This is a genomic window from Actinomadura darangshiensis, from assembly GCF_004349235.1.
Lineage (GTDB): Bacteria > Actinomycetota > Actinomycetes > Streptosporangiales > Streptosporangiaceae > Spirillospora > Spirillospora darangshiensis.
Genome location: NZ_SMKY01000044.1, coordinates 1 through 24,103, shown reverse-complemented (window position 1 = coordinate 24,103; position 24,103 = coordinate 1). Strand labels below are relative to the sequence as shown.

The window sequence follows — 24,103 nt, the reverse complement described above, 5'->3', positions numbered from 1 at the left end:
CCGAGGCGGCCGGTCATGAAGAAGGACCGCGGAGGCGCCGTGCCGGCTCCCGCACGCGCCGCGGAGGGAGCGGCCGACGGCGGCGCGCCGGTCCGGGGCCTGGCGCTCACGCTCCTGTCCGCCTGCCAGCTCACGCTCGTGGTGGACGCCTCGATCGTGAACATCGCGCTGCCCAGCATCCAGCGCGGCCTCGGGTTCAGTGACACGGGGCTGTCCTGGGTGGTCAACGCCTACACCCTCGCGTTCGGCGGGCTGCTCCTCCTCGGGGGGCGGGCGGGCGACCTGCTCGGGCACCGCCGGGTGTTCGTCGCGGGCGTCGCCCTGTTCACGGTCGCGTCGCTGGCCGGGGGGCTCGCGACCACCCCGGGATGGCTGCTGGCGGGGCGGGCCGCGCAGGGAGTCGGCGCCGCCTTCGCCGGGCCGGGGGCGCTCGCGCTCATCGCCAGCACGTTCGAGGACGGGCCGCGCAGGAGCCGGGCGCTGGCCGTCTTCACGGTCGCCGCCAGCGCGGGCATGGTGGCCGGGCTGGTCCTCGGCGGGCTGCTGACCGCCTGGGCGTCCTGGCGCGCCGTCCTGTTCGTCAACGTGCCGGTCGGAGCGGCGATCGTCGCGCTCACACCGCGCGCCGTCCGCGAGTCCCCGCGCCGGGAGGGCCGCTTCGACCTGGCCGGCGCGTTCACCTGCACCGTCGGGTCGGCGCTCCTGGTGTACGGCTTCATCCGCGCCGCCGAGGGCGGGTGGTCCGCGGCCTGGACGCTCGGCGCCTTCGGCGCCGCCGCGCTGCTGCTCGCGCTGTTCCCGGTGATCGAGGCGCGCGCCCGGCAGCCCATCGTGCCGCTGCGGCTGTTCGGCGACCGGGACCGGGTGGGCGCCCTCCTCATGCGGCTGCTGCTCACCGCGGCCATGAGCGGCATGCTGTTCTTCCTCACCCTCTACGTCCAGGGCGTGCTCGGGTACGGTCCGCTGGCGACCGGGTTCGGGTTCCTGCCGACGACGATCGCGCTCATCGCCGCGAGCCGGGCGGTGCCCTGGCTGCTGCCCCGCTACGGTCCGCGGCCGATCATGCTGGCGGGGGCGGCGCTGTGCGCGGTCGGGATGGTGTGGCTGACGCAGGTCGCGCAGGCGAGTTCCTACCTCACGATGATCCTGGGCCCGGTGCTGCTGTTCGGTGCCGGCACCGGCCTGGTGTCGGTGGCGGCGACGTTCGTGGCGATGGCATCGGTGGCGCCGGGCGAGTCCGGCGCCACCTCGGCACTGCTGCAGAGCATGCAGCAGACCGGTGGTTCGCTGGGCGTCGCCGTCCTGGTCAGCGTGCACGACGCCACGCGCGGCGCGGCCGAGCTCGACGGCATGCGCGGCGCGTTCACCGCGGGGGCGGTCTTCACCGCCGGGATGCTCGCGATGGCGCTACTCGCGTTCCGCCGCCGTCCCGCCGGTCAGGGACGCGCCGGGTCGCACATCTGAAGGCGCAGCTCGCAGTGGTAGCGCCGCCCCCGCGCATCGGGCAGCCAGACCTCGCCGGAGTCCGGTAGCAGCTCGGTGAACACGACGGAGACGCCGTCACCGGACGACTCGCGGGCCGCGCGGAGCATCGCGGCGAACGCCGACACGTACCGGGGGCCGGTGAAGTCGACGTGCACGGGCTTGGTCTCCGTCCCCACCTTGGCGAACACGCGTTCCGGCAGCCCGAGGGAACGGCGCAGGCGGCGCGCGGCCAGGTACTCGGGGCCGGCGCCGCGAGCCGGTCCCAGCCCGGTCGCGCCGACGGTCGTGCGCCAGGTCTCGCGGGTGACGACGAGGCGTTCCACGGTGACCCGCGGCTGGTGCGGGGCCGCGCCCGCGAGCTTGAACGCCTCCGCGCCGAGCCAGCCGAACAGCAGCGCGAACACCTCGCGCAGCGGGCGGCGCAACCCGCCGGGCCCGGTGACGTCCAGCGTCCCCCCCGCGCTCGGTCACGGTGAGCGCGACGGTCGGCAGGAGACGTCCGGGATCGGCGCCCGGTGCCGCCGTGAACGCGAGCTGGTGGTCGGTGACGCCGAGCACCGGCGCGATGCGCGCCGTGTACTGGGGCCACCACGTCGGATAAAGCGGCCTGAACTGGCGGCCGATGTCGGCGGCCGCGGCGGCGCGCAGCCGGTCCGGGGCGGGATGCCGGTCGGCGAAGACCGCGCAGTCGAGCGTCGGCCACGCCGCGTGCATCTCGCCGAGAACGAGCATGAACTCCCCCGCGGCCAGCGCCTCCTCGCCGGACGCGAAGAGGCTCAGGTCGGGGCTGTGGATCCGGGCGCCCGCCCAGCCGGGGCGCTCGGCGGCGAACAAACCGGCGGCACGCTCGCGCAGTTCCGCGCTGCCGGACCGCAGGCGGCGCCCATCGGCCGGGGCGTCGAGCCCGAACAGCTCGCTCCAGCGGCGGGCGAACCCGGCGGCGACCGCGTCCGCCGGGCGGTCAGGACCGGTCAGCAGGCGCTGGGCGGCGTCCCAGAACTCCGGCATCGGCACGCCGTCCGCCCCGGGGCCGAGCAGCTCCCGGTACAGCTTGCCGAAGGCGTCGTCGTACGCCTGCGCAAGGGTCGCCGACAGCCACCGCGACGCCGGGAGCAGGGCGGACCCGAACGGTCCGGCGAGCGCCTCCAGGACCGGACGGCCGATCGTGACGTCCAGATCGCGGACGATCTCCTCATAGCAGACGCGCCGCCCCGCGTACATCTGGCCGCTGCGCCGCTGCGGCTCGGCTCCGGTGACGGCGGTGAACTCCTCGTCCAGCCGTGCCAGCGCCGCGGCCAGCGCGTCGGCGTCCCCGGCGGCGGCCGCCACGGCGTCGCGTGCCCGGTCGAGCCGGGCGAGCCCGGCCAGCGCCCGTTCCCGGGCACGCGGCTCGGGGATCGCGGCGAGGGCGGCGAGGGCGGCGCGCAGCACGCGTTCGGCATCCGGGTTGTACGGCATGTTCACGCCCCGCCAGACGACGCCGTCGTCCACCAGGCGGTCCAGCGCCGCGATCCGGTCGCCGCCCGCGGCGATGCCGGCGACGGCCCGGCGGCCGTCGCACCGGGACAGCACCGCCGCCTCGGCCTCGGTCAGCCGCGGCGGCTCCGCGCCCGGCCGCAGCACGCGGTCCCTCGTCCGTGGGTCTCCCTCGACCGTGACGATCGTCGTTCCGGCGGCGTTCTCCCAGATTGCCGACCCTCTCACCGGCGCTTTCAGCGGGGCTCGTACCTCAGCGACAGGACGCCGTTGTCGAAGACGGCGGAGTCGGCGAGGTGGAACGGCGTCTTCTTGACGTCCTCGAACAGCCTGGCTCCGGAGCCGACGACGACGGGGTGGACGAGCAGCCTCAGCTCGTCCACGAGCCCCTCCCTCAGCAGGGACCGCATCAGCGTGGCGCTGCCGTTGAGCAGGATGTCGCGGCCGGGCTCCTCCTTCAGCCGGGCGACGTGCCCCGGGACGTCGTCCTTCAGCAGGGTGGAGTTCTTCCACTCCAGGTCGTCGAGCGTGGTGGAGGCCACGTACTTGGGCGTCGCGGCCATGTGCGCGGCCAGCGCGTTGGACGGGTCGGCGTTCATGAACGCCCCGGCGAACTCCTCGTAGGTGCGGCGGCCGAGGAGCATGGTGTCCGAGTCGTCCATCTGCGCCGCGACGGCCTGCTCCATCTGGGCGTTCTGGTAGGGGAAGTGCCATTTCTGCGGCGCCTCGTACACCCCGTCCAGGGACACGAAGTACGCGGCGAAGATCTTCCTCATCGGCTTCTCCTTCATCTGCCCGGGCGGCGGCGCCCGGGGGTTCACCTATACGTCGAACGGGCCGGGCCCGGATCGACAGGGGGCCGAAGATCCGGCATTTTCGGAGCTGCGCGGCGCGGCGGCGGGCGCCACCGTGGCCGGGCGGACGGGCCGCCGCCGGCCGTCGCGAGAAAGTTCCGCCGTGCCGTCGATTCGGCCGCCGTCCGATCGACGTAGTAAGGACGACCCGACAACGAGAGGAAGGCCGCAGATGCCGCGGTATGTGATGCTGCTCAAGGCGGAGGAGAACCATGGCGCGCCGCCGCCGGAGCTGATGGCGGAGATCGGCCGGCTCGGCGAGGAGGCCGTCAAGGCGGGCGTCCTGCTCGACACCGCCGGGCTCGCCCCCACCGCGATGGGCGCGCGCGTCAGCCTGGCCGACGGCGAGCTGAGCGTCCACGACGGCCCGTTCACCGAGGCCGAAGAGGTCATCATCAGCTACGCCATCTACGACCTCGGCTCCAAGGAGGAGGCCGTCGAGTGGGCCTCCCGGTTCCTGCGGGCCCACAAGGCGTGGCCCGGCTGGAAGGGCGAGGCCGAGATCCGCCAGGTGTTCGGGCCGGAGGATTTCGGTCCGCCGCAATGACGCGCCGTCTCGTTGCGCCGCGCCCGGCGCCGTGTTCTGATCGAGTGCTGTGACGGCCAATGAGACCCACCGGGCCATCGAGGCGGTCTGGAAAATCGAGCCGCGCTCGCGCGACTGACGCGCGACGTCGGCGCCGCCGAGGAGATCGCGCAGGACGCCCTGGTGGCCGCCCTTGAGCAATGGCCGGAGTCAGGCGTCCCGGCTGCGGACGCGCACCCGGCCGTCCGGGGAGCCGGTCCCCCTCGCCGAGCAGAACCGGGCCGCCTGGGACCGGGTGCTGATCCGCCGCGGCCTGGCCGCGCTGGACCGCGCCGAGCGGCTCGGCGGCGCGCTCGGGCCGTTCGCCCTCCAGGCGGCCATCGCCGCCTGCCACGCGCGTCCCCGCACCGCCGAGGAGACCGACTGGGTCCGGATCGCGGCGCTGTACGAGATGCTCGCGCGGGTCATGCCGTCGCCCGTCGTCGACGTCAACCGGGCGGTCGCGCGCGGGATGGCGTTCGGCCCGGCGGACGGCCTGGCCGTCGCCGACGCCCTGACGGCGGAGCCGGCGCTGCGCAACTACCACCCGCTGCCGGGCGTCCGCGCCGACCTGCTGGCCCGGCTGGGCCGATTGGACGAGGCGGCGCGGGAGTTCGAGCGCGCCGCGTCCCTCACCCGCAACGAGCGCGAGCTGCTGCGCGGCCGGGTGCGCCGAGGGCCGGACCGCGGGCGGCTGAGGACGCCGCCGGGCCGCGCCGCCCTCAGCGTCCGCCGCCGAGGACCCACGCGGGCGCTCCGGGAGCGTGCCGCCCCCAGCCGCCGCCCGGCCTTCCCGACCGCACGAACGACGCCCAGGCGTCCTGGACGGTGCCGGCGAGATCGTTCGGGAGCGGCCACCCGTTCAGCCTCGGGGCCTCCCGCCAGGCGTCCTCGGTGCCGAACACGAACGGCAGCTCCATGCAGTGGCACGCCCCGAAGACCGCGCCCGGGTCCCAGTCGAACCGGTACAGGTAGGCGGTCCCGGCGGCGTCCGCCAGCCGCGTCGTGGGCGCGCGGAAGTACGCCTCGTCGGCGACGCCGCCCAGCACGCCGGCGGGCCGGCGGCCCGGTTGCGCCGCGGCCTCCCGCTCGTACGCCGCGCGCCCCGCGTCGCCGAACAGGTCGGCGCCGACCTCGCGGGCCCGCTCGGCGGGGCGAGGTCCATTAACCGGGCCGCCCGGGGCATCACCCGCCGCTGCGCGGCGAGGAGGTCGGCGACCGGGAGCTCCCGCAGCCGGGCGGCGTCCCCCGGGCCGAGGCCCAGCTCGGCCAGGTAGAGCCCGGCCACCCGCGCGGCGTCCGCCGGAGCCGCTGGGGCGATCCCGCCGGGCAGGCTCTGCATGATCAGCCGGGGGCCCAGCACGCCGGCGTGCGGCCCGGCCGCCAGGGCGAGGATCGACAGCGCGCCCGCCGACTGCCCGGCCACGGTGACGCTGTCCGGGTCGCCGCCGAACGCCGCGGCGTTGGCGCGCACCCAGCGGAGGGCGGCGAGCTGGTCGAGGAGCCCGAAGTTGCCCGCGCCGTGGCCGCCGTCCGGCTCGCCCAGGTAGAGGAAGCCGAGGGCGCCCAGCCGGTACGTCACCGAGACGACCACCATGCCGCGGGCGGCCAGTCGTTCGGCGGCGTACCAGTCCTGGCCGCCCGCGCCGGCGGTGTACGCGCCGCCGTGCAGCCACACGAGCACGGGCAGGTCGCCGCCGGTGCCGGGCGTCCAGACGTTGACGGTCAGGCAGTCCTCGGACTGGGCGAACCGCATCGGCCCGACCACCCGCACCAGGCGCGAGGGCGGCTGCGGTGCGGCCGGGGCGGGCCGGGTCGCGTCGAGCATGCCGTCCCAGGCGCGCCGTTCGCGCGGCGGGGCGAACCGCAGCTCCCCGACCGGCGCCTCCGCGTACGGGACGCCCTGGAACACCGAGACCCCGGCGGACCGGACGCCGCGGACCGGGCCGCCGGAGGTCTCGGCCACCGGGTCAGCGGCGGGCACGGCCCGCCTTCAGCGCCTCCGTCGTCTCGGCGACGCGGCGCTCCCGCGTCTCGGCCTTCTTAGCGCTCTCGACCCAGGCGACCCACGCCTTCTGCTGCGACAGCGTCAGCCCCGCTAAGAAGGACTTCGCCTGCTCCTCCGCCGCGAGCGCGGCGGCCAGGTCGTCCGGCACCTCCACCTCGCGCGGCGCGGTGTCGAGCTCGACCTCGACCGCCACCTCGTCGCCCGCCTCGACGCCCGCCTTCTTCCGGTTCTCCGCACTGACCGGGATCTTGGCCACCCCGCCCATGCTCCCCACGGTGCTGCGGTAGCTGTGGCCGCCGATGGAGACCGTCACCGCGGGGCGCCTCCCGCCGCCGAGGGCGGCCATGACCTCCTCGGGCACCCGGATGCCGGTCGCCGTCTTGCCGTCGAGTTCGACTGTGGCATGAAATCTCATGGGAAAAGTATGCAGTCGATCATCGCGGCAGAGCAGCGATCGCGGAGATGTTCACCCGTCCGCCGCCGCGAATCATGGGTGGGGAGAAGGCCGCCGACGCGGGGCGAGACGCCGACGGCCCAGCCCTCGGTGAAGCCCGCGACCTGAGGTCCGTTTCCGCGAGCGGTGACCGGGCATGCCTCCGCCCGGTCACCGCTCCGTTACACGACTGTGTCCGGACGGCCTCTTTCCGGTGTGTCGATTTCACGGCTCCCCGATCGACGTGTATCCGAGGGACGTGTACGCGTCCCGGCCGAGACCCGAAGGAGATGACATGCCGCACGTGATATCGAAGGACGGAACGAGGATCGGCTACTCCAAGACCGGATCCGGGCCCGCCCTGGTCCTCGTCGACGGCGCGTTCGGGCACCGCGCGTTCGGCCCCAACATGGACCTTCCCCCGCTCCTCGCCGACCGCTTCACCGTCTACACCTACGACCGCCGGGGACGCGGCGAGAGCGGCGACACCCAGCCGTTCTCCGTCGAGCGCGAGACCGACGACCTGGAGGCCGTCATCGCCGAGGCGGGCGGGTCCGCCTGCGTCTACGGCGTCTCCTCGGGGGTGCCGCTCGCCCTGGACGCCGCCAACGCCGGGCTGGCCATCCCCAAGCTGGTGGTCTACGAGGGCCCGTTCGTCGTCGACGACTCCCGCAAGCCGATCCCCGAGGACCTGCGGGCCCAGATGGAGACGCTCGTCAAGGAGGACCGGCGCAGCCAGGCGATCAAGCTCTTCATGACGAAGGGCGTGGGGCTGCCGGGGATCTTCGTGACGATGATGCGGCTGATGCCCGCCTGGTCCAAGCTCAAGCGCGTCGCCCACACCGCCCCCTACGACGTCGCCGCTCTCGGCGACACCGGCCGGGGCCGTCCGCTCCCCGCCGGCCGTTGGTCGGACGTGAAGTCGCCCGTCCTCGTGGTCGTCGGCGGCAAGAGCCCGAAGTGGATGAAGAACGCCATGGGCGCCCTGGCCGAGGTCCTGCCGGACGCGCGGCACCGCACGCTCGACGGCCAGATGCACGTCGTCAAGGGCAAGGCCATCGCTCCGGTGATCACCGAGTTCCTCACCGGCTGAGGGCCCCGGCGCGCGGGCCGGGCGGGCCGGCGGCTCGAGCGCGCGGCGGTCCAGCTTGCCTGGTGCGAGCCCGTCGCGGAGGAACCCCCGCAGCGCCTCGGCCTCGGCCTCCGCCGCCGCCTCCGATGTAGCCGCGCAGCGACGAGTGCGACGGCCAGTCGGGACAGAACTCGCCGTAGTTCGCGCTGTCCTGCACGCGCAGCCGCGGCTCGCGCAGCGCCGCGTCGCACGCCTCGTACCCGACGGCGGCCATCAGCCCCGGCTTGACCGCCACCGCGTCGCCGTGTTGCGGAGCAGATCGCACAGGGGGTAGGGGTCGCGGCGGCCTTCCCAGGGCCCGGACCACGTCGCTCGGCCGCGCCCGCGTCCCGATCGTCACCGCGGGCCGCCTTCGGTACCGGTCCCGGCGTCCGTCCCGGCGGCGCGGGTGACCGCGGCGGGCGACAGCCAGACGACGTCGGCGACGTACGGGCGGGAGTGCCGGAACACCGCGACCTCGCGCCAGTCGGCGTCCCGTATGTACGCGGCGATGTCGTCCAGGGTGGAGCCCCCGGTGCAGCGCGCCCAGGTGCTGCCCTCGATGACCGCCAGGTCGAGGCGGTCCAGGTCGGTGCCCTCCAGGACGGCCAGTTCGGCGCCCTGCACGTCGGCGACCAGCACGTTGCAGCCGTGCTGGACCTCCCGCACCGGGATCAGGGATCCTGTCCCGCCGGACGACGACCAGGGGGTTCGGGCGGCAGCGGGCTGGCCTGCTGGTAGTGCTCGGTGACGTAGAGCGTGGTCCGGCCGCGCCGGCGCCCCGCGGCGGCGAGGACGAGCTCGCGCGCCTGGTGGCCGTCCGGGGGCTGGGGCAGCCGGGCGGTGCGGTGGTGGCGGTCCAGCCGGCTGCTCCACGATCCTCGTCCACACCCACTTCGGCGGGATGAGCGGGCTGGTGCGCGAGATGGTGCACCTGGGCTTCGACCGGCTCGGGCACCATTTCGCCCGGGTGGCCGACAGCGACGACCCGGTGAGCGACATGGCGCTGATCGGGCGGGCGTACCGCCACAACGCGCAGGCCAACCCGCACCTGTACAGCGTGATGCTGGGCGCGTCGTCGCTGCCGGTGTTCTCGCTGTCGGAGGCCGACCGGCAGTACGGCCGCTACACGCTCGTGAGCGTGGTGGCCTGCGCCCGGCGCTGCATCGCCGCCGGCCGCTTCGCCTGGTCCGATCCCGAGCTGGTCGCGCACCACATGTGGATCACCGTGCACGGGCTGTGCAGCCTGGAGCTCGGCGGCTACCTGGTCGACCCGTACGACGCCGACCGGTGCTTCGAGGCCCAGCTCACCGCGCTGATGGTCAGCGCCGGGGACACCCCGGAGGCCGCCGAGGCGTCCGTCACCGCCTCGCTCGGGCGCGAGAAGGTCATCGACGTGGCGCTCGCGGCCAAGGCGGTCGCCGCGCCGCAGAACCCGCTCGACCGTGAACTGGACGTTCTGGGGATGGCCGCGTCCGGCGCCGGCCTCGCGGAGATCGCGGCCGAGCTGCACCTGTCCAAGGGAACGGTCCGCAACTATCTCGGCGCGATCGTCACCAAGCTCGGCGCCCGCAACCGCCTGGACGCCGTCCGCATAGCCACGGAAGCGAGGGTCTTGAACCAGGCCAGGATGTGCGGCATCGACGCGAGCGCGGACGGGCCGTGGAGCAGGTCGCCCACGTCGGTCAGCGGCGCCGATACGCCCTGCGCGCGCAGGTCGGCCGCGCACTGGCGGGAGTTGGCGATGGCGACGTCCTTGTCGCCGCTCGCGGCGTAGAGGCGCACCGGGGCGGACGGCTTCCAGCGGCGTGTGCCGTCGATGGCGCGCATCGCCTCGGCCAAGGGGCCGGTGGGCGCCTTCAGCCGCTGGATCGCGGCCGGGGTGAGGAACCGGCCCGGGTCGGCGGGCGTCCCGGCGACGAGGTCGTCCAGCGTCGAGTTGCCGCTGAACAGCGACTCGACGGTCGCGTCGTAGGGCTTCTGGAAGAACTCGCCCGGCGATTCGTAGAAGTGGTGGGTGCGGTTCGCCGCAGTGAGCCAATAGCCGACGTAGAGCACCGACTCCTTCGGGTCGAGCACCCCCGGCTCGAACATCGCCGGGATCTCGGCGTGCTCGACGTGAAAGGGCCCGCTGATCGGGGCGATGGCGGCGAGCCGGCCCTGTTTCTGCAACTCGCGGCCGAGTGCCATGGCCGCCGGACCGCCCTGGGAGAAGCCGGTCACCCGGACGCGCCGCTCCAGTTTCCGGCCGTGGTCGGCGGCGACCCTATCCGCGGCGGCCAGCATGTCCACGGACGTGGCCGCCTCGGACGCGTGGTCCATGTAGGGCGGCGCCTCCGGCCCGAGACCGAGGCCGATGTAGTCGGGGGCGACCGTGCCGAACCCGCCGGACGCCAGGTAGAAGGCCGTCGCCCGGTCGTAGCTCTTCGGGTCCGTCGTGGCGGCGCCCGCCTTGACCGGATTGGTGCCGTGCTCGTACGCGGCCGTGCGCAGCGTCTGCCGCCCGTTGCGCGGTAGCGCGACGGGCCCGCTGGCCGTGGTCGGCTTCCCGGACGGATCGAGCGTCCGGTACACGACCCGGTAGGCCTCCACGCCGAAGCGCGCGCCGGTCGTCGGATAGTGCAGCCCGCCGAGGTAGGAGGCGACCTGCCCGGCGGACAGGGTGGCGAGGGCGTCGGTCGAGACGACCTGGCCGCGCTGACCCGCCACGTCAGCGGCGGGCGAGGCAGCCTTCGGGCTGGAGTCCTTGTCGTCGCAGGCGCCTGCAAGCAGGCCGGCCGCGAGTAGCGCGCAGGCAATGCGTTTCATCGTTTCTCTTCCGTGGTGAGGTGGGTGTGGACGGTCGGCCGCCGAAGCCGCCGGCGTACTCCACGCTCGCCGCGCGGCGACCGCCCCGACAGCCGCCTACCGACACCAAGCGGCATGCGTCCTGCACGAACCGGACGCCGATTCACACCGCCGGTCTCCCTTCCGGCCTCAGCGGCGTGAACCCGTCGCGGGGCGGGTGCGTACTGCTGGGCGTTTCCGATCTGAGGGGGCGTTGGAGTGAGGGCTCGCGTGCCGGCCGCCGCGACCGTGCTCGGGATCCTGCTCGGGATGGCCGTCCCGGCCACCCCGGCCAGGGCGCACGGGGCAATGGAGAGCCCGGCGAGCCGCGCGACCGGCTGCGACCCCGGGCACGGCCCCGCCCGGGCGAGCGCCGCCTGCCGGGCCGCGGCGAAGGTGAGCGGCGCGGCGCTCGCGCAGTGGGACGAGCTGCGCGTGCCGAACGTGCGTGGCCGCGACCGCCAGATGATCCCGGACGGTGAGCTGTGCAGCGCGGGCCTCACGCGCTTCCACGGCCTCGACCTGGCGCGTGCGGACTGGCCCGCGACCCGGTTGGCCCCCGCCGCCCGCCGCACCTTCCGCTACCGGGTGTCGATTCCGCACCGGGGATCGTTCCGGCTGTACGTCACGCGCGACGGGTACCGCCCCACCCGCCCGCTGACCTGGTCGGCGCTGGAAGCGAAGCCGTTCCTCAAGGTGACGGACCCGCCGCGGCGGGACGGGGCGTACATCTTCACCGGGCGGCTCCCCAAGGGCAAGACGGGACGCCACATGATCTACACGGTCTGGCAGACCTCGGATACGCCCGACACCTATTACTCCTGCTCCGATGTGACGTTCTCCGCCGCCCGCAAGCAGACGGCGTCCCGCCGCCCCGCGCCCGCGCGCACGACCGGCAGCGCCGCGCCGGCCGGACGGGCACCGGACACCTCGGCCAGCCCGGTGGCCGATACCTCTCCGGCGAAGCCGCCCCGCGACACGGAGCTGCTCGTCGCGGGAGGCGGCGCCGCCGCGCTGGTGCTGATGCTCGCGACCGGTGGCGCGGTCGCGGCAGTCCGCCGGATGCGCATCCGCCGCGAGCTCTGAGCCCCTGCGGCATGGCCGGACCGTGACCGGCGGCCCGCAAGGCACCGCGGCGAGGGCCGGTCGCCGGCGCGTCCACCGAGGGGCGGCACCTCCGCTACCGTCACCGTGTGCCTACGCATCGTCCCGACACGGTCGACGGCGCGGCGTCCCTGCCGTCGCGCATCCGGAGACGCAGGGTGATCAGCTGGGCGATGTGGGACTGGGGGTCGGCGGCCTTCAACGCCGTCATCGTCACGTTCGTCTTCACGGTGTATCTGACGGACTCGGTGGCCGCCGACGAGGAGTCGGGGTCGCAGGCGCTCGGCGTCTCGCTCGCGGTGGCCGGGGTGTTCATCGCGCTGCTCGCGCCGGTGAGCGGCCAGCGCAGCGACGCGGGCGGCCGGCGCAAGCTGTGGCTGGCCGTGCACACCGGGCTGGTGGTGGTCTGCACGGCGGGGCTGTTCTTCATCAGGGACGACCCGTCGTACCTGCTTCCCGGACTCGTCCTGGTCGCCGTCGGCAGCGTGTTCTTCGAGATCGCCGAGGTCAACTACAACGCGATGCTGGTACAGGTCTCAACGAGGGCGACGATCGGGCGGGTGTCGGGCTTCGGCTGGGGAATGGGCTACTTCGGCGGCCTGATCGCGTTGACGGTCGTGCTGTTCGCGTTCGTGCAGCCCGACGTCGGCCTGTTCGGCGTGACTTCGCAGGACGGGCTCAACATCCGCGTGGTCGCGCTGTTCTCGGCGCTGTGGTTCGCGGTGTTCGCGGTGCCGGTGCTGCTGTTCGTGCCGGAGGCGCCGGCGTCCGGGGAGCCGGTTCGGGGCGGCTTCTTCGCCGGCTACGCCGTGCTGGCCCGGCGGCTGCGCGAGATGTGGCGCGGCGACCGGCGCACGCTCGGATTCCTGCTGGCCAGCGCCGTCTACCGGGACGGCCTGACGGCGATCTTCACCTTCGGGGGCGTCGTCGCGGCGGGCACCTTCGGATTCAGCGCCACCGAGGTGGTGGTCTTCGCGATCGCCGCCAACCTCTGCTCCGGTGCCGGCGCCGTCCTCGGCGGACGGCTGGACGACCGCTTCGGCTCCAAGCCCGTGATCGTCACGGCGCTGCTGGGACTCCTCCTGATGGGCGGCGGGCTGGTGGTGCTCTCCGGCAAGGCCGCGTTCTGGGTGTGCGGACTGGTCCTGTCCGGTTTCGTGGGGCCCGCCCAGTCCTCCAGCCGGACCTTTCTCGCCCGCATCGTCGCCCCCGAGCGGGAAGGCGAGGCGTTCGGGCTGTACGCCACCACCGGACGCGCCGTCAGCTTCCTCGGCCCGCTGGCCTTCAGCGGGTTCATCGCGCTGTTCGGCGGCCAGCGCGCCGGCATGGCCGGAATCCTGCTGATCCTGCTGGCGGGACTGGTGGCACTGCTGCCGATTCGTCCGCCGGACCCGTCCGACGGGAACTGACCCCCGTTCCGGCACATCCGCCGTGACGCGGGGCGCGGAGGGCGTACTGTCTGGGCGGTGCGGGATCTGGGCGGTGCGGGATCCGGACGGGAGGCGGGCGATGCTGCGCAAGGGTGAGAACGCCACTCTGGACGACGGGCGGGTCCGGATCGCCGTGGACGCCGCGGGCAGGGCGGTGGACGTGTCGGCGGTGCTTCTGGGCGATGACCGGCGGGTGCGGTCGGACGACGATCTGGTCTTCTTCAATCATCCGGCGCAGGACGGGGTCTCGCTGGACGGCGCCGGGATCGTCATCGACACCGAGCGTGTGCCGGGCGAGGTCTCGGCCATCGCGGTCGTCGCCAGCGTGGACGGGCCCGGGACGTTCGACGGCGTCAGCGTCCGCGCCGGAATCCACGGCGGGCCCGGGTTCGAGGCCCCGGCGATGACGGCGGGCGAGACGGTGGTGGTCGTCGTCGAGCTCTACCGGCGCGCGGGGACATGGAAGATCAGGGCGGTGGGTCAGGGCTGGGCGAGCGGCCTCGCCGGACTGGCCACCGACTTCGGGGTCGATGTGACCGGCGAGCAGCCTGCCGGGCCCGGCCTGCCGGAGCGCATCTCGTTGCGCAAGGAGGCCGTCCGCGTCTCGCTGGAGAAGAAGGGCATCGGCGGGGTGCGGGCGCGGGTGGCCGTCGCGCTGGACGCCTCGGGTTCGATGCGGCGGATGTACAAGGACGGTGTGGTCGCCGACATCGTCGAGCGGATGGCGGCGATCGCCCTCCAGGTGGACGACGACGGGGCGCTGGACGCGTGGATCTTCGCGACGGAGTTCGCGCGGCTGCCGCCGCTGCGGGTCGCCGAGATCCAGGCGTGGACGCGGGACAACGTGCGCATGCACGAGGCCGTCGCCGCCGACGGGGCCCGCGTCAGCCTGGGCGGCCGCAACAACGAGCCCCAGGTGATCGCCGACATCGTCTCCTACTACGCGGCCCGTCCGGGCGAGCCGGTGTTCGTACTGTTCTTCTCGGACGGCGGCGTGGCCAAGGACGCCCAGATCGCACGCCTGCTGCGGGAGGCGTCGATTCGGCCGATCTTCTGGCAGTTCGTCGGCCTCGGCCAGGGCCGGTACGGCATTCTGGAAAAGCTCGACGGCCTCGACGGGCGGCTCGTCGACAACGCCGGCTTCTTCGCCGTGGACGACATCGCCGACATCACCGACGCGGAACTCTACCAACGCGTTCTCTCCGAGTTTCCGGCCTGGCTGAGGGCCGCGAAAGCACAGGGAATACCGCTCGGCTCGAACTGAGGAAGGGCCGCCGCGCAGGCCCGCTATGCCCACCCCGCTGCGACCTGTGCGACCCGACATGAGAGGGTCGAGGCAAATGACGAACTACGCGCGAATGTACCGCTTCGGGCTCACCCCCTGGGAACGCTACGGAAAGGCAGCGGCGGCGAGCATCGCCGCTCTGCTGGACCGGGAGAAGGCCGAGCGTTCCAGCCCGCTCGGCCGGGCCCTGGACATCGGCTGCGGACGCGGCCAGTTCACGCCCGAACTCGCGCGCCGCGGCTGGGAGGCGGTGGGCATCGACTATGTGCCCGCCGCGATCGAAGCGGCCAAGAACAGGAACACGGAGGGCGTCACCTACGTCGTCGGGGATGCGACAGATCTGCGGTCAGCCGACCTGGGGACGTTCGGCTTCTTCCTCGACATCGGCTGCTTCCAGGGTTTCGACGCGCCCCAGCGACAGGCCGTGGGACGGGGTGTCTCGACGCTGGCCGACCCCGGCTCGACGCTGCTGATGCTCGCCTTCGGCCCGACCCGGCTGCGGTCCCGGATCGGCGGCGTCTCCCAGGCGGAGGTCGAGGCCGCGTTCCCGGACTGGGAACTGCTCGACGTCCAGCCCGCGGAAACGGCAGGGCTCGGCTGGCCGATGAACAGGACCTCGCCCCAGTGGTACCGGCTGCGCCGCCAAACCTGACCACAGTCCCCACCCGAATCGACTTCACTCCAGAACCGCGTCCTATTGCGCCAGGCCAAAACGAGAACAAAACTGCGACATCGAGGCACGTTCCTTTGGCGCGACGCAGGGACCTAATCCGGTCATGGACTGGTGGCGCGAATGGTCCTCTGCATTGACGTTTCCGTATCATCGGAACCGGAGTCGGCCGAAGCGGGATCCCGCGGTGGAGTTCTGTGTCCTGGGCGGCTGGATGGGCGTCCGGTCCGGCGCCGGGGAATCCGTCGGCGTTCCCCAGCCGCGTGTGCGTCCACTGCCTGCCGTGCCGCTTCTTGAGGAAGGCCGGGGCACCGGTAGCGTCGGGGCATGCGGCTTCATGTTGGGTGCGCCATGTGGGCTCATGCCCGGTGGCAGGGGCGGTTCGTCCCGCCGTCGCTGCCTCCGGGCGAGCGGTTGCGGGCCTATGCGAGCTGGTGCAACGCGGTGGAGGGGAACACGACCTTCTACGCGACGCCGGCGCGGAGCGCCGTGGAGTCGTGGGCGGAGCAGACCGGCGCCGACTTCCGGTTCGTGGTCAAGCTGCCGAAGACGATCACGCATGACGGCCGGCTCGCCGGGGGCGGGGAGGAACTGCGCTCGTTCCTGCACGCGATCGAGCCGCTGCGGTCGCGGGCGCATGCGCTGTGGGTGCAACTCCCGGGGTCGTTCGGGCCTGGTGATCTCGGGACGCTCGCGGCGTTCCTTCGCGGCCTTCCCGCGGCGCACCGGTATGCCGTCGAGGTGCGCCACCGGGCGTTCTTCGAGGACGCGGGCTGCGTGCGCGACCTTGAGCGCGTCCTGGCCCGGGCCGGGGCGGAATGGGTCCCCTTCGACACGACCGTGTTCTTCCAGAGCCGTCCGACCAGTGATGCCGAGCGGGATGCCTGGACGAAGAAGCCGCGGGTGCCGCGCCGGTCGGCGGCCCTCACCGACCGTCCGATCGTCCGCTATCTCGGACGGGACGACACCGAGCGAACGATCGAGGGCTGGCGGTTCTGGGTCGGCCGGGTCGCCGAATGGCTGCGGGAGGGACGCTCGCCGACCGTGTTCGTCCACACGCCGGACAACGCCGAGGCGCTCGACCTCGCCCGCCGCTTCCACGATGAGGTGCGGGCCTGCGTTCCCGAGCTGGAGCCGCTACCCGAGCCCCTGCCGGCGGAGCCCCCGACGCTCTTCTGACGGTCAGTCGCCGGTCTCCAGCATCGCCTGGTTCGCCTCCTCGACGATGTCGCGCATCGCGCGCCGGGCGGCGTCCGCGTCGCCCGACTGGACGGCCTGCGCCACCTCGGCGTGCCAGCGGATCGCGGCCGGTTCGGGATGCACGGGCATCAGGTGGTGGTGGGTGCGGCCGGCCAGGACGGCGGCGACCACGCCGCTGAGCGCCCCCATCATCTCGTTGCCGGACGCCTCCAGCAGCGTCCGGTGGAAGAGGATGTCGGCGGTCAGGTAGGCCTCCAGGTCGCCGGACCTGCCGTGCACCGCCATCTCCATGACCGCGCCGGTCAGCGTGCCGCATTGGGCGGGGGTCGCGCGGCGGGCGGCCAGCGCGGCGGCCACCGGCTCCAGCCCGCGGCGCAGCTCCCCCAGGGAGCGCAGCTGCTCGTCCCGGCCCGCGCCGTCCAGCCGCCATCCGATGATCAGCGGGTCGAACAGGTTCCACGCCGAGCGCGCCGCGACGATGATGCCGACCCGGCGGCGGCTGGTGACCATGCCCATCGACTGCAGGACGCGGATCGCCTCCCGGATCACCGACCGGGACACCCCGAACCGGTCCTCCAGCTGCTCGATGCGCAGCACCTCGCCCGCGGGCAGCGTGCCGGACGTGATCAGCACGCCGAGCCGGTCGAGAACGCTGCCGTGCAGACCGGCCTGGGGGTTGTGCGCCATGAGCCAATCATCACACGAAGCTGCATAGGTTCCGGGTAAAGATATGATTTTTCAGTTCCATCTCTTGTTAACGGCAGGTCATAGCGGTCACACTCAGGCGAACATCATCTTTCGTACGGCTCCCTGGAGGATGACGCATGCACTCGATCGTGCTGGCCGCGGCGCCGGCCGCGTCCAGCGGGCGGCTCGTGCCGGCCGCGCTCGCCGGCATCGCGCTGATCGTCATACTGATCACCTACTTCAAGGTGCACCCGTTCCTGAGCCTGACCCTCGGCTCGCTGCTGGTCGGCGCCATCGCGGGGCTGTCGATGGCCGACACCGTCGACGCGTTCGGCAAGGGGTTCGGGGACACCGCGGCCGGGGTCGGCGCCCTGATCGCGTTCGGCGCCATGTTCGGCAAGCTGCTGGCGGACTCCGGCGGCGCCGACCAGATCGTCGACACGATCATCGGACGGACCGGGCGCCGGCTGCTGCCCTGGGCGATGGCCCTGGTCGGCGCGCTGATCGGGCTGCCGATGTTCTTCGAGATCGGGCTCGTCCTGCTGGTGCCGGTCATCCTGCTGGTGGCGCGCCGCGCGCAGATGTCGATCATCGCGGTCGGCGTCCCCGCGCTGGCCGGCCTGTCCGCCATGCACGGGCTCGTCCCGCCGCACCCCGGGCCGCTCGTCGCGATCGACGCCCTCAAGGCCGACCTCGGCCTCACGCTCGGCCTCGGCATCCTCGTCGCGCTCCCGACCGTCGCGCTGTCCGGCCCGGTGTTCGCCCGGTACGCGTCCCGCTGGGTGGACGTGACGACGCCGGAGCTCTACGTCTCCACCGACAAGGACACCGGGGACGAAAAGGACGAGGGCCGCCGCCGCCCGTCCTTCCCCGCCACCCTCCTCACCGTGCTGCTCCCGGTCGTGCTGATGCTGGGCAAGGCCGTCGCCGACATCGTCCTGGACGAGGGCGGCCGGCTGCGGACCGTCCTCGACAACCTCGGCACGCCGCTGGTGGCGCTGCTCATCGCCGTCGTCGTCGCCATGTTCACCCTCGGCCTCGGCGCGGGCATGAACCGGGAGTCGATCTCCACGTCGCTGACGCAGTCGCTGCCGCCCATCGCCGGTCCCCTGCTGATCGTGGCGGCCGGCGGCGGCTTCAAGCAGACGCTCGTGAGCACCGGCATCGGCGAGCTGGTCGCCGACTGGGTGAAGGACAGCGGGTTCTCCGTGCTGTTCCTGGCGTGGCTGGTCGCCGTCCTCATCCGCCTCGCCACCGGTTCGGCGACCGTCGCCACGGTGACCGCCGCCGGCATCCTCGCGCCGCTGGTCACCAGCCTCGACAGCGGCGAGACGTCGCTGCTCGTCCTCGCCATCGGCGCCGGCTCGCTGTTCTTCTCGCACGTCAACGACGCGGGATTCTGGCTGGTCAAGGAGTATTTCGGGCTCAGTGTGGGGCAGACCATCAAGACGTGGTCGCTCATGGAGACCGTGATCTCGGTGTGCGGCCTGGTCTTCGTCCTCCTGCTGAACCTGGTGGTGTAGCCCAGATGACCTATCCCGACGCGCGCTACTTCGAAGAGGGCGGCGAGAGCAGCGCGACGCTGCGCCCCGCCGACGCGGGGCCCGACCTGCTGGTGGGCCCGGCCGACAGCGACCGCGTCCACCGCGGAACCCAGGTGCACTACCTCGGGACCGGCGGCTCGACGAACGGGGCGTTCGGGCTCTACCGGTGGGAGATGGGACCGAAGCCGTCCGGGCCGATGCCGCACTTCCACCGGACGATCACCGAGTCGTTCTACATCCTGTCCGGAACGGTCCGGCTGTACGACGGGACGGGCTGGAAGGACGCCGCTGTGGGCCAATTCCTGTTCGTCCCCGAAGGCGGCGTGCACGCGTTCCGCAACGAGTCGGGCGAGCCCGCGTCGATGCTGCTGCTCTTCACGCCGGGCGCGCCCCGCGAGGCGTACTTCGAGGAGCTCGCGGAGATCGCCGCGACCGGGCGGCGGCTCAGCGACGAGGAGTGGACCGACCTGTACCTGCGCCACGACCAGTACATGGTGTGACGTCCCGCCGGGGCGGCCTCCCCCGGCGGGACCCCGGTCCTACTTGGCGCGCGCCTTCGTCTTGCCCGCCTTCTTCTTCGCGTTCTTTACGGTCTTCCCGTTCTTCGCCGTCGGGGCGATGGCCTTGTCGTGCTTGCCCTTCTTGCCCTTCTTGCCGCCGTTCGAGCCCGCGCCCTTCCCGTTCTTGGCGTCGCCCTTGCCGCCGTTCTTCGGTTTCTTCGGGCGGGACGGCTCCACGCCGACGGCCACCACGGCCTCCGGTTCGGCGGCGGCCCGCACCCCGGGAACGCCGTCGGCGGCGACGCGGGTCCGGAACGTCTGCCCTGACCGGAACCGCGGCACCTGCGCGGCGGGGACCTCGACCGGCACCCCGGTGCGCGGGTTGCGGGCGGTGCGGGCCGGGCGGGCCAGCCGGTCGAACGTCCCGAACCCGGTCACGATGACGCGCTCCCCGGCGGACACGCGCTCCATCACGGCGTCGAACACGGCGTCCACGTGCCGGCGGGCGGCGGACTCGTCGCTTCCCGCGCGTTCCGCCACGGCCCTGACCAGTTCACTGCGGTTCATGCGCCATGCCCTTCACTGTGGCGATATGTACGGCCAGGGTAGTCACGACCGCCCTGTTCAGGCGGCTACTTGCCGATGAAGCCCTTGGACTGCAGCCAGGTCTCGGCGACCTCCGACGCCTGCTTGCCCTTGATGTCGACCTCGCCGTTCAGGTCCTGCAGGACGGAGTCGGTGAGCGCCGCGGCGATCGGGTTCGCGATCTTCGCGATGGCGGGGTTCTTCTCGTAGACCGACGCGCGGACGGTCAGGGCGGGGTTGTAGACGGGGAAGAAGCTCTTGTCGTCCGGGACGGGGGTCAGGCCGAGCGCCTTGATGCGTCCGTCCGTGGTCGCGACCTCACCGAAGTTGCACGGCTTGCCCTTCCCGATGGCGTCGTAGATGGCGCCTTCCGCGAGCGTCGCGACGGACGCCTTCGGCAGCGTGAACCCGTAGGCCTTCTGCAGGCCGGGCCACCCGTCGCTGCGTCCGGCGAACTCGCTCGCCACGCAGGTGGACGCCTTGGACGCGTCGCTCTTCGCCAGCTTCGCGTAGTCCGAGAGGCTCTTGACGCCGAGCTGCTGCATGGTCGTCGTCTTCACCGCGAGCGCGTAGGTGTTGTTCGCGGGCGCGGCGTCGAGCCACTTCACCTTGTTCTTCGCGAGGTCCTGCTCCGCGACCTCCTTGTACTGCTTGGCGGGGTCGCCGATCGGCTCGGTCTCCTTGAGGAAGTTGATCCAGGCCGTCCCGGTGTACTCCCAGTACATGTCGATGCTGCCGGACGTCAGCGCGGCGCGGGTGGTGTTGCTGCCCTGGAGCCCGCACTTCTCGTTGACGGTCGCGCCCGCCGAGCGCAGCGCGAGCGCCGTGACCTGGCAGAGGACGAGCTGCTCGGTGAACTCCTTGGACCCGACGGTGAGAGTGACGCCGTCCAGCGAGTTGCCCTTGGCCAGGCTCCCGGCCTTGGCGTCGGCGCCACTGGAGCTGAAACATCCCGCGGTCAGGGCGACCGCGGCGACGGAGACGGCGATGGGGAGCTTGCGCATGGTGACTCTCCTCAGAAGGGGGTTCAGATGCCGCGCGGGCGCAGGACGTACTCGACGATCCCGATCAGCCAGTCGGCGGCCATCGCGAGCACGGCGGTGAGGACGCTTCCGGTCAGCAGGATCGGGGTCCGGTTGAGCGAGATGCCGGTGTTGATGAGGTCGCCGAGCCCGCCCGCGTTGGTGAACGCGGCCAGTGTCGCGCTGCCCACGTTGAGGATCACCGCGACGCGGACGCTGGCGAGGATCACGGGCACGGCCAGCGGCAGCTCGACGCGGAACAGCACCGCCGTCTTCGACAGGCCGATGCCGCGCCCGGCGTCGATGAGCGACCGGTCGACGCTCCGCAGGCCGACCATCGTGTTGCGCAGCACCGGCAGGGCCGACACGAGGATCAGCGCGATCACCGCCTTCTGGAAGCCGATGCCGACCGTGACGGCCAGCAGGACGAGCACCCCGATGGACGGGACGGCCTGCCCCACGTTCGCGAGCGCGAGGAACGGCGCCGACAGCCGGCGCAGCCCCGGCCGGGTCAGCAGCACGCCGAGCGGTATCGCGATCGCGAGCACGAGGGCCGTGGACACCGCGACCAGCTTGATGTGCCGGATGAACTGGTCGACGATCACGGTCTGGTTCACGGAGCGGCGTTCGATGGCGTCCAGGTCCAGCCCGCGGACGTAGAGGTAGAGGGCCGCCGACACGATGATCAGGAAGACGGGTGTCACGAGGAGGCCGGCGAGGGAGCGTCCGGCGGCCTCCTCGCTGGGGCGCGTGCGCTCGGGTACCGCGGTGACGGTCACTGGCCCGGATCCGGGGTCTGCCGGACGATCGCCGACCACGAGACGGCGCCGGCGGGACGTCCGTCCCCGTCCAGGACGGTCGCGGTCTCCGCGCCGGCCCGCAGCATCGCGTCGAGCGCCTCGTACAGGGACTGGTCGGCGCGGACGGTGGCGGCCGGCGTTCCGGCGGCCGGCGTTCCGGCCGGGCCCAGCTCGATCGACCCGACCTCGACGAGCCGCAGCCGCCGCATCGCGGCGCCCGACCCGACGAACTCGGCGACGAACGCGTCCGCCGGCTCCGCGAGGATCGCCGCGGGCGTGTCGTACTGGACGAGCTTCGCGCCCTCCCCGAACATCGCGATGCGGTCCCCCAGCTTGAGCGCCTCGGTCAGGTCGTGGGTGACGAGGACGATCGTCTTGCCGATCCGCGCCTGGATCTCCAGGAACGCGTCCTGCAGCCGTTCCCGCGTGATGGGGTCGATGGCGCCGAACGGCTCGTCCATCAGCATCGCGGGCGGGTCGGCGGCGAGCGCGCGGGCGACCCCGACGCGCTGCTGCTGCCCGCCCGACAGCTCCTTCGGGTAGCGGCCACGGTACGTGCCGGGATCGAGGCCGACCATGTCGAGCAGCTCGTCGACGCGGGCGCGGACCCGCTTCTTGTCCCAGCCGAGCGTCCGCGGGATGAGGCCGACGTTCGCGGCGATCGTCATGTGCGGGAACAGCCCGACCTGCTGGATGACGTACCCGATGCGGCGGCGCAACTCGTCCGGGTCGGCCCGGGTGACGTCCTCGCCGCCGAGCAGGATCCGGCCCGCGGTCGGCTCGATCAGCCGGTTGATCAGGCGGAGCGTCGTCGTCTTGCCGCAGCCGGACGGGCCCAGCAGCACGACGATCTCGCCGTCCAGGACGCTGAGCGTGAGATCGTCCACCGCCGGGGCGTCCTGGCCGGGATACCGCTTGCTCACCCCCTCCAGCCGGATCATCTCCCGCTGTGCGGCCGCGGTCTCCGGTGGCCGTGTCGCGGCGGATTCGGTCATCGCAGCCCCCTGGAGGTGGTGAGCCGGGACAGCACGACGAACAGCACGTCCAGCAGAAGTGCGAGGACGGCGACGCCGAGCGTCCCGGCAAGGGTGTCGTTGAGGGCGTTGGCGCCGCCGATGCGGGCGAGGCCGCCGAAGATCAGCTCACCCAGCCCCGGCCCCGCCACCGCCGCGGCGATCGCCGCGATCGCGACCGTCATGATCGTGGCGACCCGGACGCCGGTGAGGACGACCGGCCAGGCCAGCGGCAGCCGGATCCGCAGCGTGCGGCTCAGCCGGCCCATCCCCATGCCGCGCGCCGCCTCCTCGACCGCGCTCGGCACGCTCTCCAGGCCGGTGATGGTGTTGCGCAGGATCGGGAACACCGCGTACAGCGCCAGCGCGGTGATCGTCGGTGTCAGGCCCAGCCCGAACAGCGGGATGAGCAGCCCGAACAGCGCCAGCGACGGCACCGTCAGCATGGTGCCCGTGACACCGAGGGCCAGCCCCTTCGCCCGCGGGCGCCCCTCGACGGCCATCCCCAGCCCGATCCCGGCCACGGCCGCGATCGCCACGGCGATCAGGACGACCTCGGCGTGCTCGGCCATCATCCGGACGATCGTGGGCCAGCGCTCGGACAGGTACTCGGTGAAGCTCATCGCCGCCTCCCGGCGGCGGGGGCCCGGACGGTACGGCTCTCATCTCGCATACCATCAGAGGCTGCCGACGGATGATCAATATGGCAATAACGGTCTGGGACCAAATCGGTCAAGCAGGGTTGTCGCGAAGCCTCCGCAGCAGCAGCGCGAGGTCGAGCCGCAGCCGCCCGCCGGGACCGGAGAAGGAGAATCCGAGCCGCGCCTCGGCGTGCGCGAGCCTCGCGGCGACCGTGCTGTGGTGCCGGTGCACGCGGGCGGCCGCCTGCCGCGCGGACCCGGTCGCGCAGAACGCGGTGAGGACGCCGAGCGTCCCGGGCTCCGCGGCGAGCCGGTCGAGCACGGCCACGTCCGCGACCTGGGCGATGTCCTCGTCCCGCATGCGCACCGCGACGGCCGCCAGCGCGCCGAGCGCCTCGTGGTGGACGACGCTCGCCTCCGCAGCGGTGAACCGCAGCGCCGTACAGGCCCGCCGCCACGCCGCGGGAGCCTCGATCGCCGCGAGGGCCGGCCCGACACCGACCCTCACCCCCTCGGGCAGCCGCTCCCCCAGATCCGGCTTCACGGACTTCACCAGAACGGCGTGCACGCGGCCGAGCGATGCCATGTCGATGCCGCCGTCCCGGAAGAACTCCCGCACCTCGGCGATCGGCACATCTCTGGTGTCCACCGCCAGAACCCGCAGTACCGCATCCGGCTCCACCCCCAGCAGACGGAGGGCGCGCGACCGTTCGACCTCCCCCGCGCCGGCCGACAGCACCAACTCGACGAGCCCCGCGTCTCCGCGCCGAGGCATCCCGTCCAAGATCACGGCAGCGGCGATCGCGAACCGCTCCAAGACCATCTCGTCCAGCGGAAGCGGCACCTCGCCCCGCTCCAGCCAAA

The 24,103-nt window shown here is 72.9% G+C and carries 25 protein-coding genes and 2 pseudogenes; 13 read left to right on the top strand and 14 right to left on the bottom strand.

All coding sequences use genetic code 11. The annotated features are described in order from the left end of the window. The first annotated feature begins 15 nt into the window (after window positions 1–15). Window positions 16–1,464, top strand: a complete 1,449-nt coding sequence (locus E1293_RS12835; RefSeq protein WP_132197290.1) for an MFS transporter — start codon at window positions 16–18, stop codon at window positions 1,462–1,464. Here the strand turns inward: E1293_RS12835 and E1293_RS49405 are convergent. The 3 genes from E1293_RS49405 to E1293_RS12825 are packed head-to-tail and all read right to left on the bottom strand — an operon-like array spanning window position 1,437 to window position 3,737. After that, window positions 1,437–1,640, bottom strand: coding sequence for a hypothetical protein (locus tag E1293_RS49405; protein ID WP_243716193.1), 204 nt, complete (start codon window positions 1,638–1,640; stop codon window positions 1,437–1,439). The two genes, E1293_RS12835 and E1293_RS49405, sit on opposite strands and share 28 nt — an antisense overlap. After that, window positions 1,561–3,189 (bottom strand): hypothetical protein, encoded by a 1,629-nt coding sequence (locus tag E1293_RS49400; protein ID WP_243716192.1) that lies wholly within the window; start codon window positions 3,187–3,189, stop codon window positions 1,561–1,563. The genes E1293_RS49405 and E1293_RS49400 overlap by 80 nt, the downstream gene beginning before the upstream one ends. Before the next feature lie 8 nt (window positions 3,190–3,197). Further along, window positions 3,198–3,737, bottom strand: a complete 540-nt coding sequence (locus E1293_RS12825; RefSeq protein ID WP_132197286.1) for a dihydrofolate reductase family protein — start codon at window positions 3,735–3,737, stop codon at window positions 3,198–3,200. A 250-nt stretch (window positions 3,738–3,987) separates the two neighbouring features. Here E1293_RS12825 and E1293_RS12820 point away from each other — a divergent pair, with 250 nt between their 5' ends. Continuing rightward, the gene (locus tag E1293_RS12820) at window positions 3,988–4,362 is read left to right on the top strand and encodes a YciI family protein (RefSeq protein WP_132197284.1); all 375 of its coding nucleotides are present in this window, start codon (window positions 3,988–3,990) and stop codon (window positions 4,360–4,362) included. 172 nt (window positions 4,363–4,534) lie between these two features. Continuing rightward, window positions 4,535–4,618, top strand: a pseudogene (locus E1293_RS50690) (hypothetical protein); the annotation flags it as partial. Window positions 4,619–5,102: 484 nt separating this feature from the next. Here E1293_RS50690 and E1293_RS48575 read toward each other — a convergent pair. The 3 genes from E1293_RS48575 to E1293_RS12800 are packed head-to-tail and all read right to left on the bottom strand — an operon-like array spanning window position 5,103 to window position 6,803. Next, complete coding sequence (locus E1293_RS48575; protein WP_207938826.1) at window positions 5,103–5,285, bottom strand: hypothetical protein; 183 nt, start codon at window positions 5,283–5,285, stop codon at window positions 5,103–5,105. Continuing rightward, the gene (locus E1293_RS48570) at window positions 5,243–6,364 is read right to left on the bottom strand and encodes a carboxylesterase family protein (protein WP_132197282.1); all 1,122 of its coding nucleotides are present in this window, start codon (window positions 6,362–6,364) and stop codon (window positions 5,243–5,245) included. Before E1293_RS48570 ends, E1293_RS48575 begins: the two co-directional genes overlap by 43 nt. Beyond that, the gene (locus tag E1293_RS12800; RefSeq protein WP_132197280.1) at window positions 6,351–6,803 is read right to left on the bottom strand and encodes a YdeI/OmpD-associated family protein; all 453 of its coding nucleotides are present in this window, start codon (window positions 6,801–6,803) and stop codon (window positions 6,351–6,353) included. Before E1293_RS12800 ends, E1293_RS48570 begins: the two co-directional genes overlap by 14 nt. A 313-nt stretch (window positions 6,804–7,116) precedes the next feature. Here E1293_RS12800 and E1293_RS12795 point away from each other — a divergent pair, with 313 nt between their 5' ends. Then, a complete protein-coding gene (locus E1293_RS12795; RefSeq protein WP_132197278.1) occupies window positions 7,117–7,914 on the top strand; it encodes an alpha/beta fold hydrolase in 798 nt (265 codons plus the stop codon). 375 nt (window positions 7,915–8,289) lie between these two features. Here E1293_RS12795 and E1293_RS12790 read toward each other — a convergent pair whose 3' ends face one another. After that, window positions 8,290–8,601, bottom strand: coding sequence for a class I SAM-dependent methyltransferase (locus tag E1293_RS12790; protein ID WP_132197276.1), 312 nt, complete (start codon window positions 8,599–8,601; stop codon window positions 8,290–8,292). A 235-nt stretch (window positions 8,602–8,836) separates the two neighbouring features. Here E1293_RS12790 and E1293_RS50175 point away from each other — a divergent pair, with 235 nt between their 5' ends. The 7 genes and pseudogenes from E1293_RS50175 to E1293_RS12760 all read left to right on the top strand — a co-directional run bounded on the left by E1293_RS50175 (window position 8,837) and on the right by E1293_RS12760 (window position 16,426). Then, the gene (locus tag E1293_RS50175) at window positions 8,837–9,709 is read left to right on the top strand and encodes a WHG domain-containing protein (RefSeq protein WP_279473095.1); all 873 of its coding nucleotides are present in this window, start codon (window positions 8,837–8,839) and stop codon (window positions 9,707–9,709) included. Window positions 9,710–10,977: 1,268 nt separating this feature from the next. Then, window positions 10,978–11,844, top strand: coding sequence for a lytic polysaccharide monooxygenase auxiliary activity family 9 protein (locus E1293_RS12780; protein ID WP_207938819.1), 867 nt, complete (start codon window positions 10,978–10,980; stop codon window positions 11,842–11,844). Between the two features lie 107 nt (window positions 11,845–11,951). Beyond that, window positions 11,952–13,271, top strand: coding sequence for an MFS transporter (locus tag E1293_RS12775; protein ID WP_207938818.1), 1,320 nt, complete (start codon window positions 11,952–11,954; stop codon window positions 13,269–13,271). A gap of 100 nt (window positions 13,272–13,371) precedes the next feature. Next, window positions 13,372–13,827 (top strand): annotated as a pseudogene (locus tag E1293_RS50970) (TerD family protein); the annotation flags it as partial. Further along, complete coding sequence (locus tag E1293_RS50965) at window positions 13,825–14,556, top strand: vWA domain-containing protein (RefSeq protein WP_481726005.1); 732 nt, start codon at window positions 13,825–13,827, stop codon at window positions 14,554–14,556. The pseudogene E1293_RS50970 and the gene E1293_RS50965, both read left to right, overlap by 3 nt. 76 nt (window positions 14,557–14,632) lie before the next feature. Then, on the top strand, window positions 14,633–15,229 hold the full coding sequence (locus E1293_RS12765) for a class I SAM-dependent methyltransferase (RefSeq protein WP_243716190.1): 597 nt from the start codon (window positions 14,633–14,635) through the stop codon (window positions 15,227–15,229). 345 nt (window positions 15,230–15,574) lie between these two features. Next, window positions 15,575–16,426: a DUF72 domain-containing protein gene (locus tag E1293_RS12760; RefSeq protein ID WP_132197272.1), complete on the top strand. Its 852-nt coding sequence runs from the start codon at window positions 15,575–15,577 to the stop codon at window positions 16,424–16,426. Between the two features lie 3 nt (window positions 16,427–16,429). Here the strand turns inward: E1293_RS12760 and E1293_RS12755 are convergent, their stop codons facing one another. Further along, a complete protein-coding gene (locus E1293_RS12755; protein ID WP_132197270.1) occupies window positions 16,430–17,134 on the bottom strand; it encodes a FadR/GntR family transcriptional regulator in 705 nt (234 codons plus the stop codon). A 137-nt stretch (window positions 17,135–17,271) separates the two neighbouring features. On the opposite strand from E1293_RS12755, the gene E1293_RS12750 reads away from it, so the two are divergent. Together E1293_RS12750 and E1293_RS12745 are read left to right on the top strand one after the other, a co-directional pair. Beyond that, complete coding sequence (locus tag E1293_RS12750; RefSeq protein WP_132197268.1) at window positions 17,272–18,657, top strand: GntP family permease; 1,386 nt, start codon at window positions 17,272–17,274, stop codon at window positions 18,655–18,657. 5 nt (window positions 18,658–18,662) lie between these two features. Continuing rightward, window positions 18,663–19,178 carry a cupin domain-containing protein gene (locus tag E1293_RS12745; RefSeq protein ID WP_132197266.1) on the top strand — a complete coding sequence of 172 codons (516 nt, stop codon included), beginning with the start codon at window positions 18,663–18,665 and terminating at the stop codon, window positions 19,176–19,178. 39 nt (window positions 19,179–19,217) lie between these two features. Here the strand turns inward: E1293_RS12745 and E1293_RS12740 are convergent, their stop codons facing one another. The 6 genes from E1293_RS12740 to E1293_RS12715 all read right to left on the bottom strand — a co-directional run. Continuing rightward, window positions 19,218–19,745, bottom strand: coding sequence for an HU family DNA-binding protein (locus E1293_RS12740; RefSeq protein ID WP_132197264.1), 528 nt, complete (start codon window positions 19,743–19,745; stop codon window positions 19,218–19,220). A gap of 65 nt (window positions 19,746–19,810) precedes the next feature. Beyond that, on the bottom strand, window positions 19,811–20,767 hold the full coding sequence (locus E1293_RS12735) for a glycine betaine ABC transporter substrate-binding protein (protein WP_132197262.1): 957 nt from the start codon (window positions 20,765–20,767) through the stop codon (window positions 19,811–19,813). A 23-nt stretch (window positions 20,768–20,790) separates the two neighbouring features. Continuing rightward, on the bottom strand, window positions 20,791–21,564 hold the full coding sequence (locus tag E1293_RS12730; RefSeq protein WP_207938817.1) for an ABC transporter permease: 774 nt from the start codon (window positions 21,562–21,564) through the stop codon (window positions 20,791–20,793). Further along, complete coding sequence (locus tag E1293_RS12725; RefSeq protein WP_132197260.1) at window positions 21,561–22,580, bottom strand: ABC transporter ATP-binding protein; 1,020 nt, start codon at window positions 22,578–22,580, stop codon at window positions 21,561–21,563. The genes E1293_RS12730 and E1293_RS12725 overlap by 4 nt, the downstream gene beginning before the upstream one ends. After that, a complete protein-coding gene (locus tag E1293_RS12720; RefSeq protein WP_132197258.1) occupies window positions 22,577–23,221 on the bottom strand; it encodes an ABC transporter permease in 645 nt (214 codons plus the stop codon). Before E1293_RS12720 ends, E1293_RS12725 begins: the two co-directional genes overlap by 4 nt. A 109-nt stretch (window positions 23,222–23,330) precedes the next feature. Continuing rightward, window positions 23,331–24,103: helix-turn-helix domain-containing protein (locus E1293_RS12715; protein WP_132197256.1), on the bottom strand; the 773-nt coding region annotated here is incomplete at its 5' end.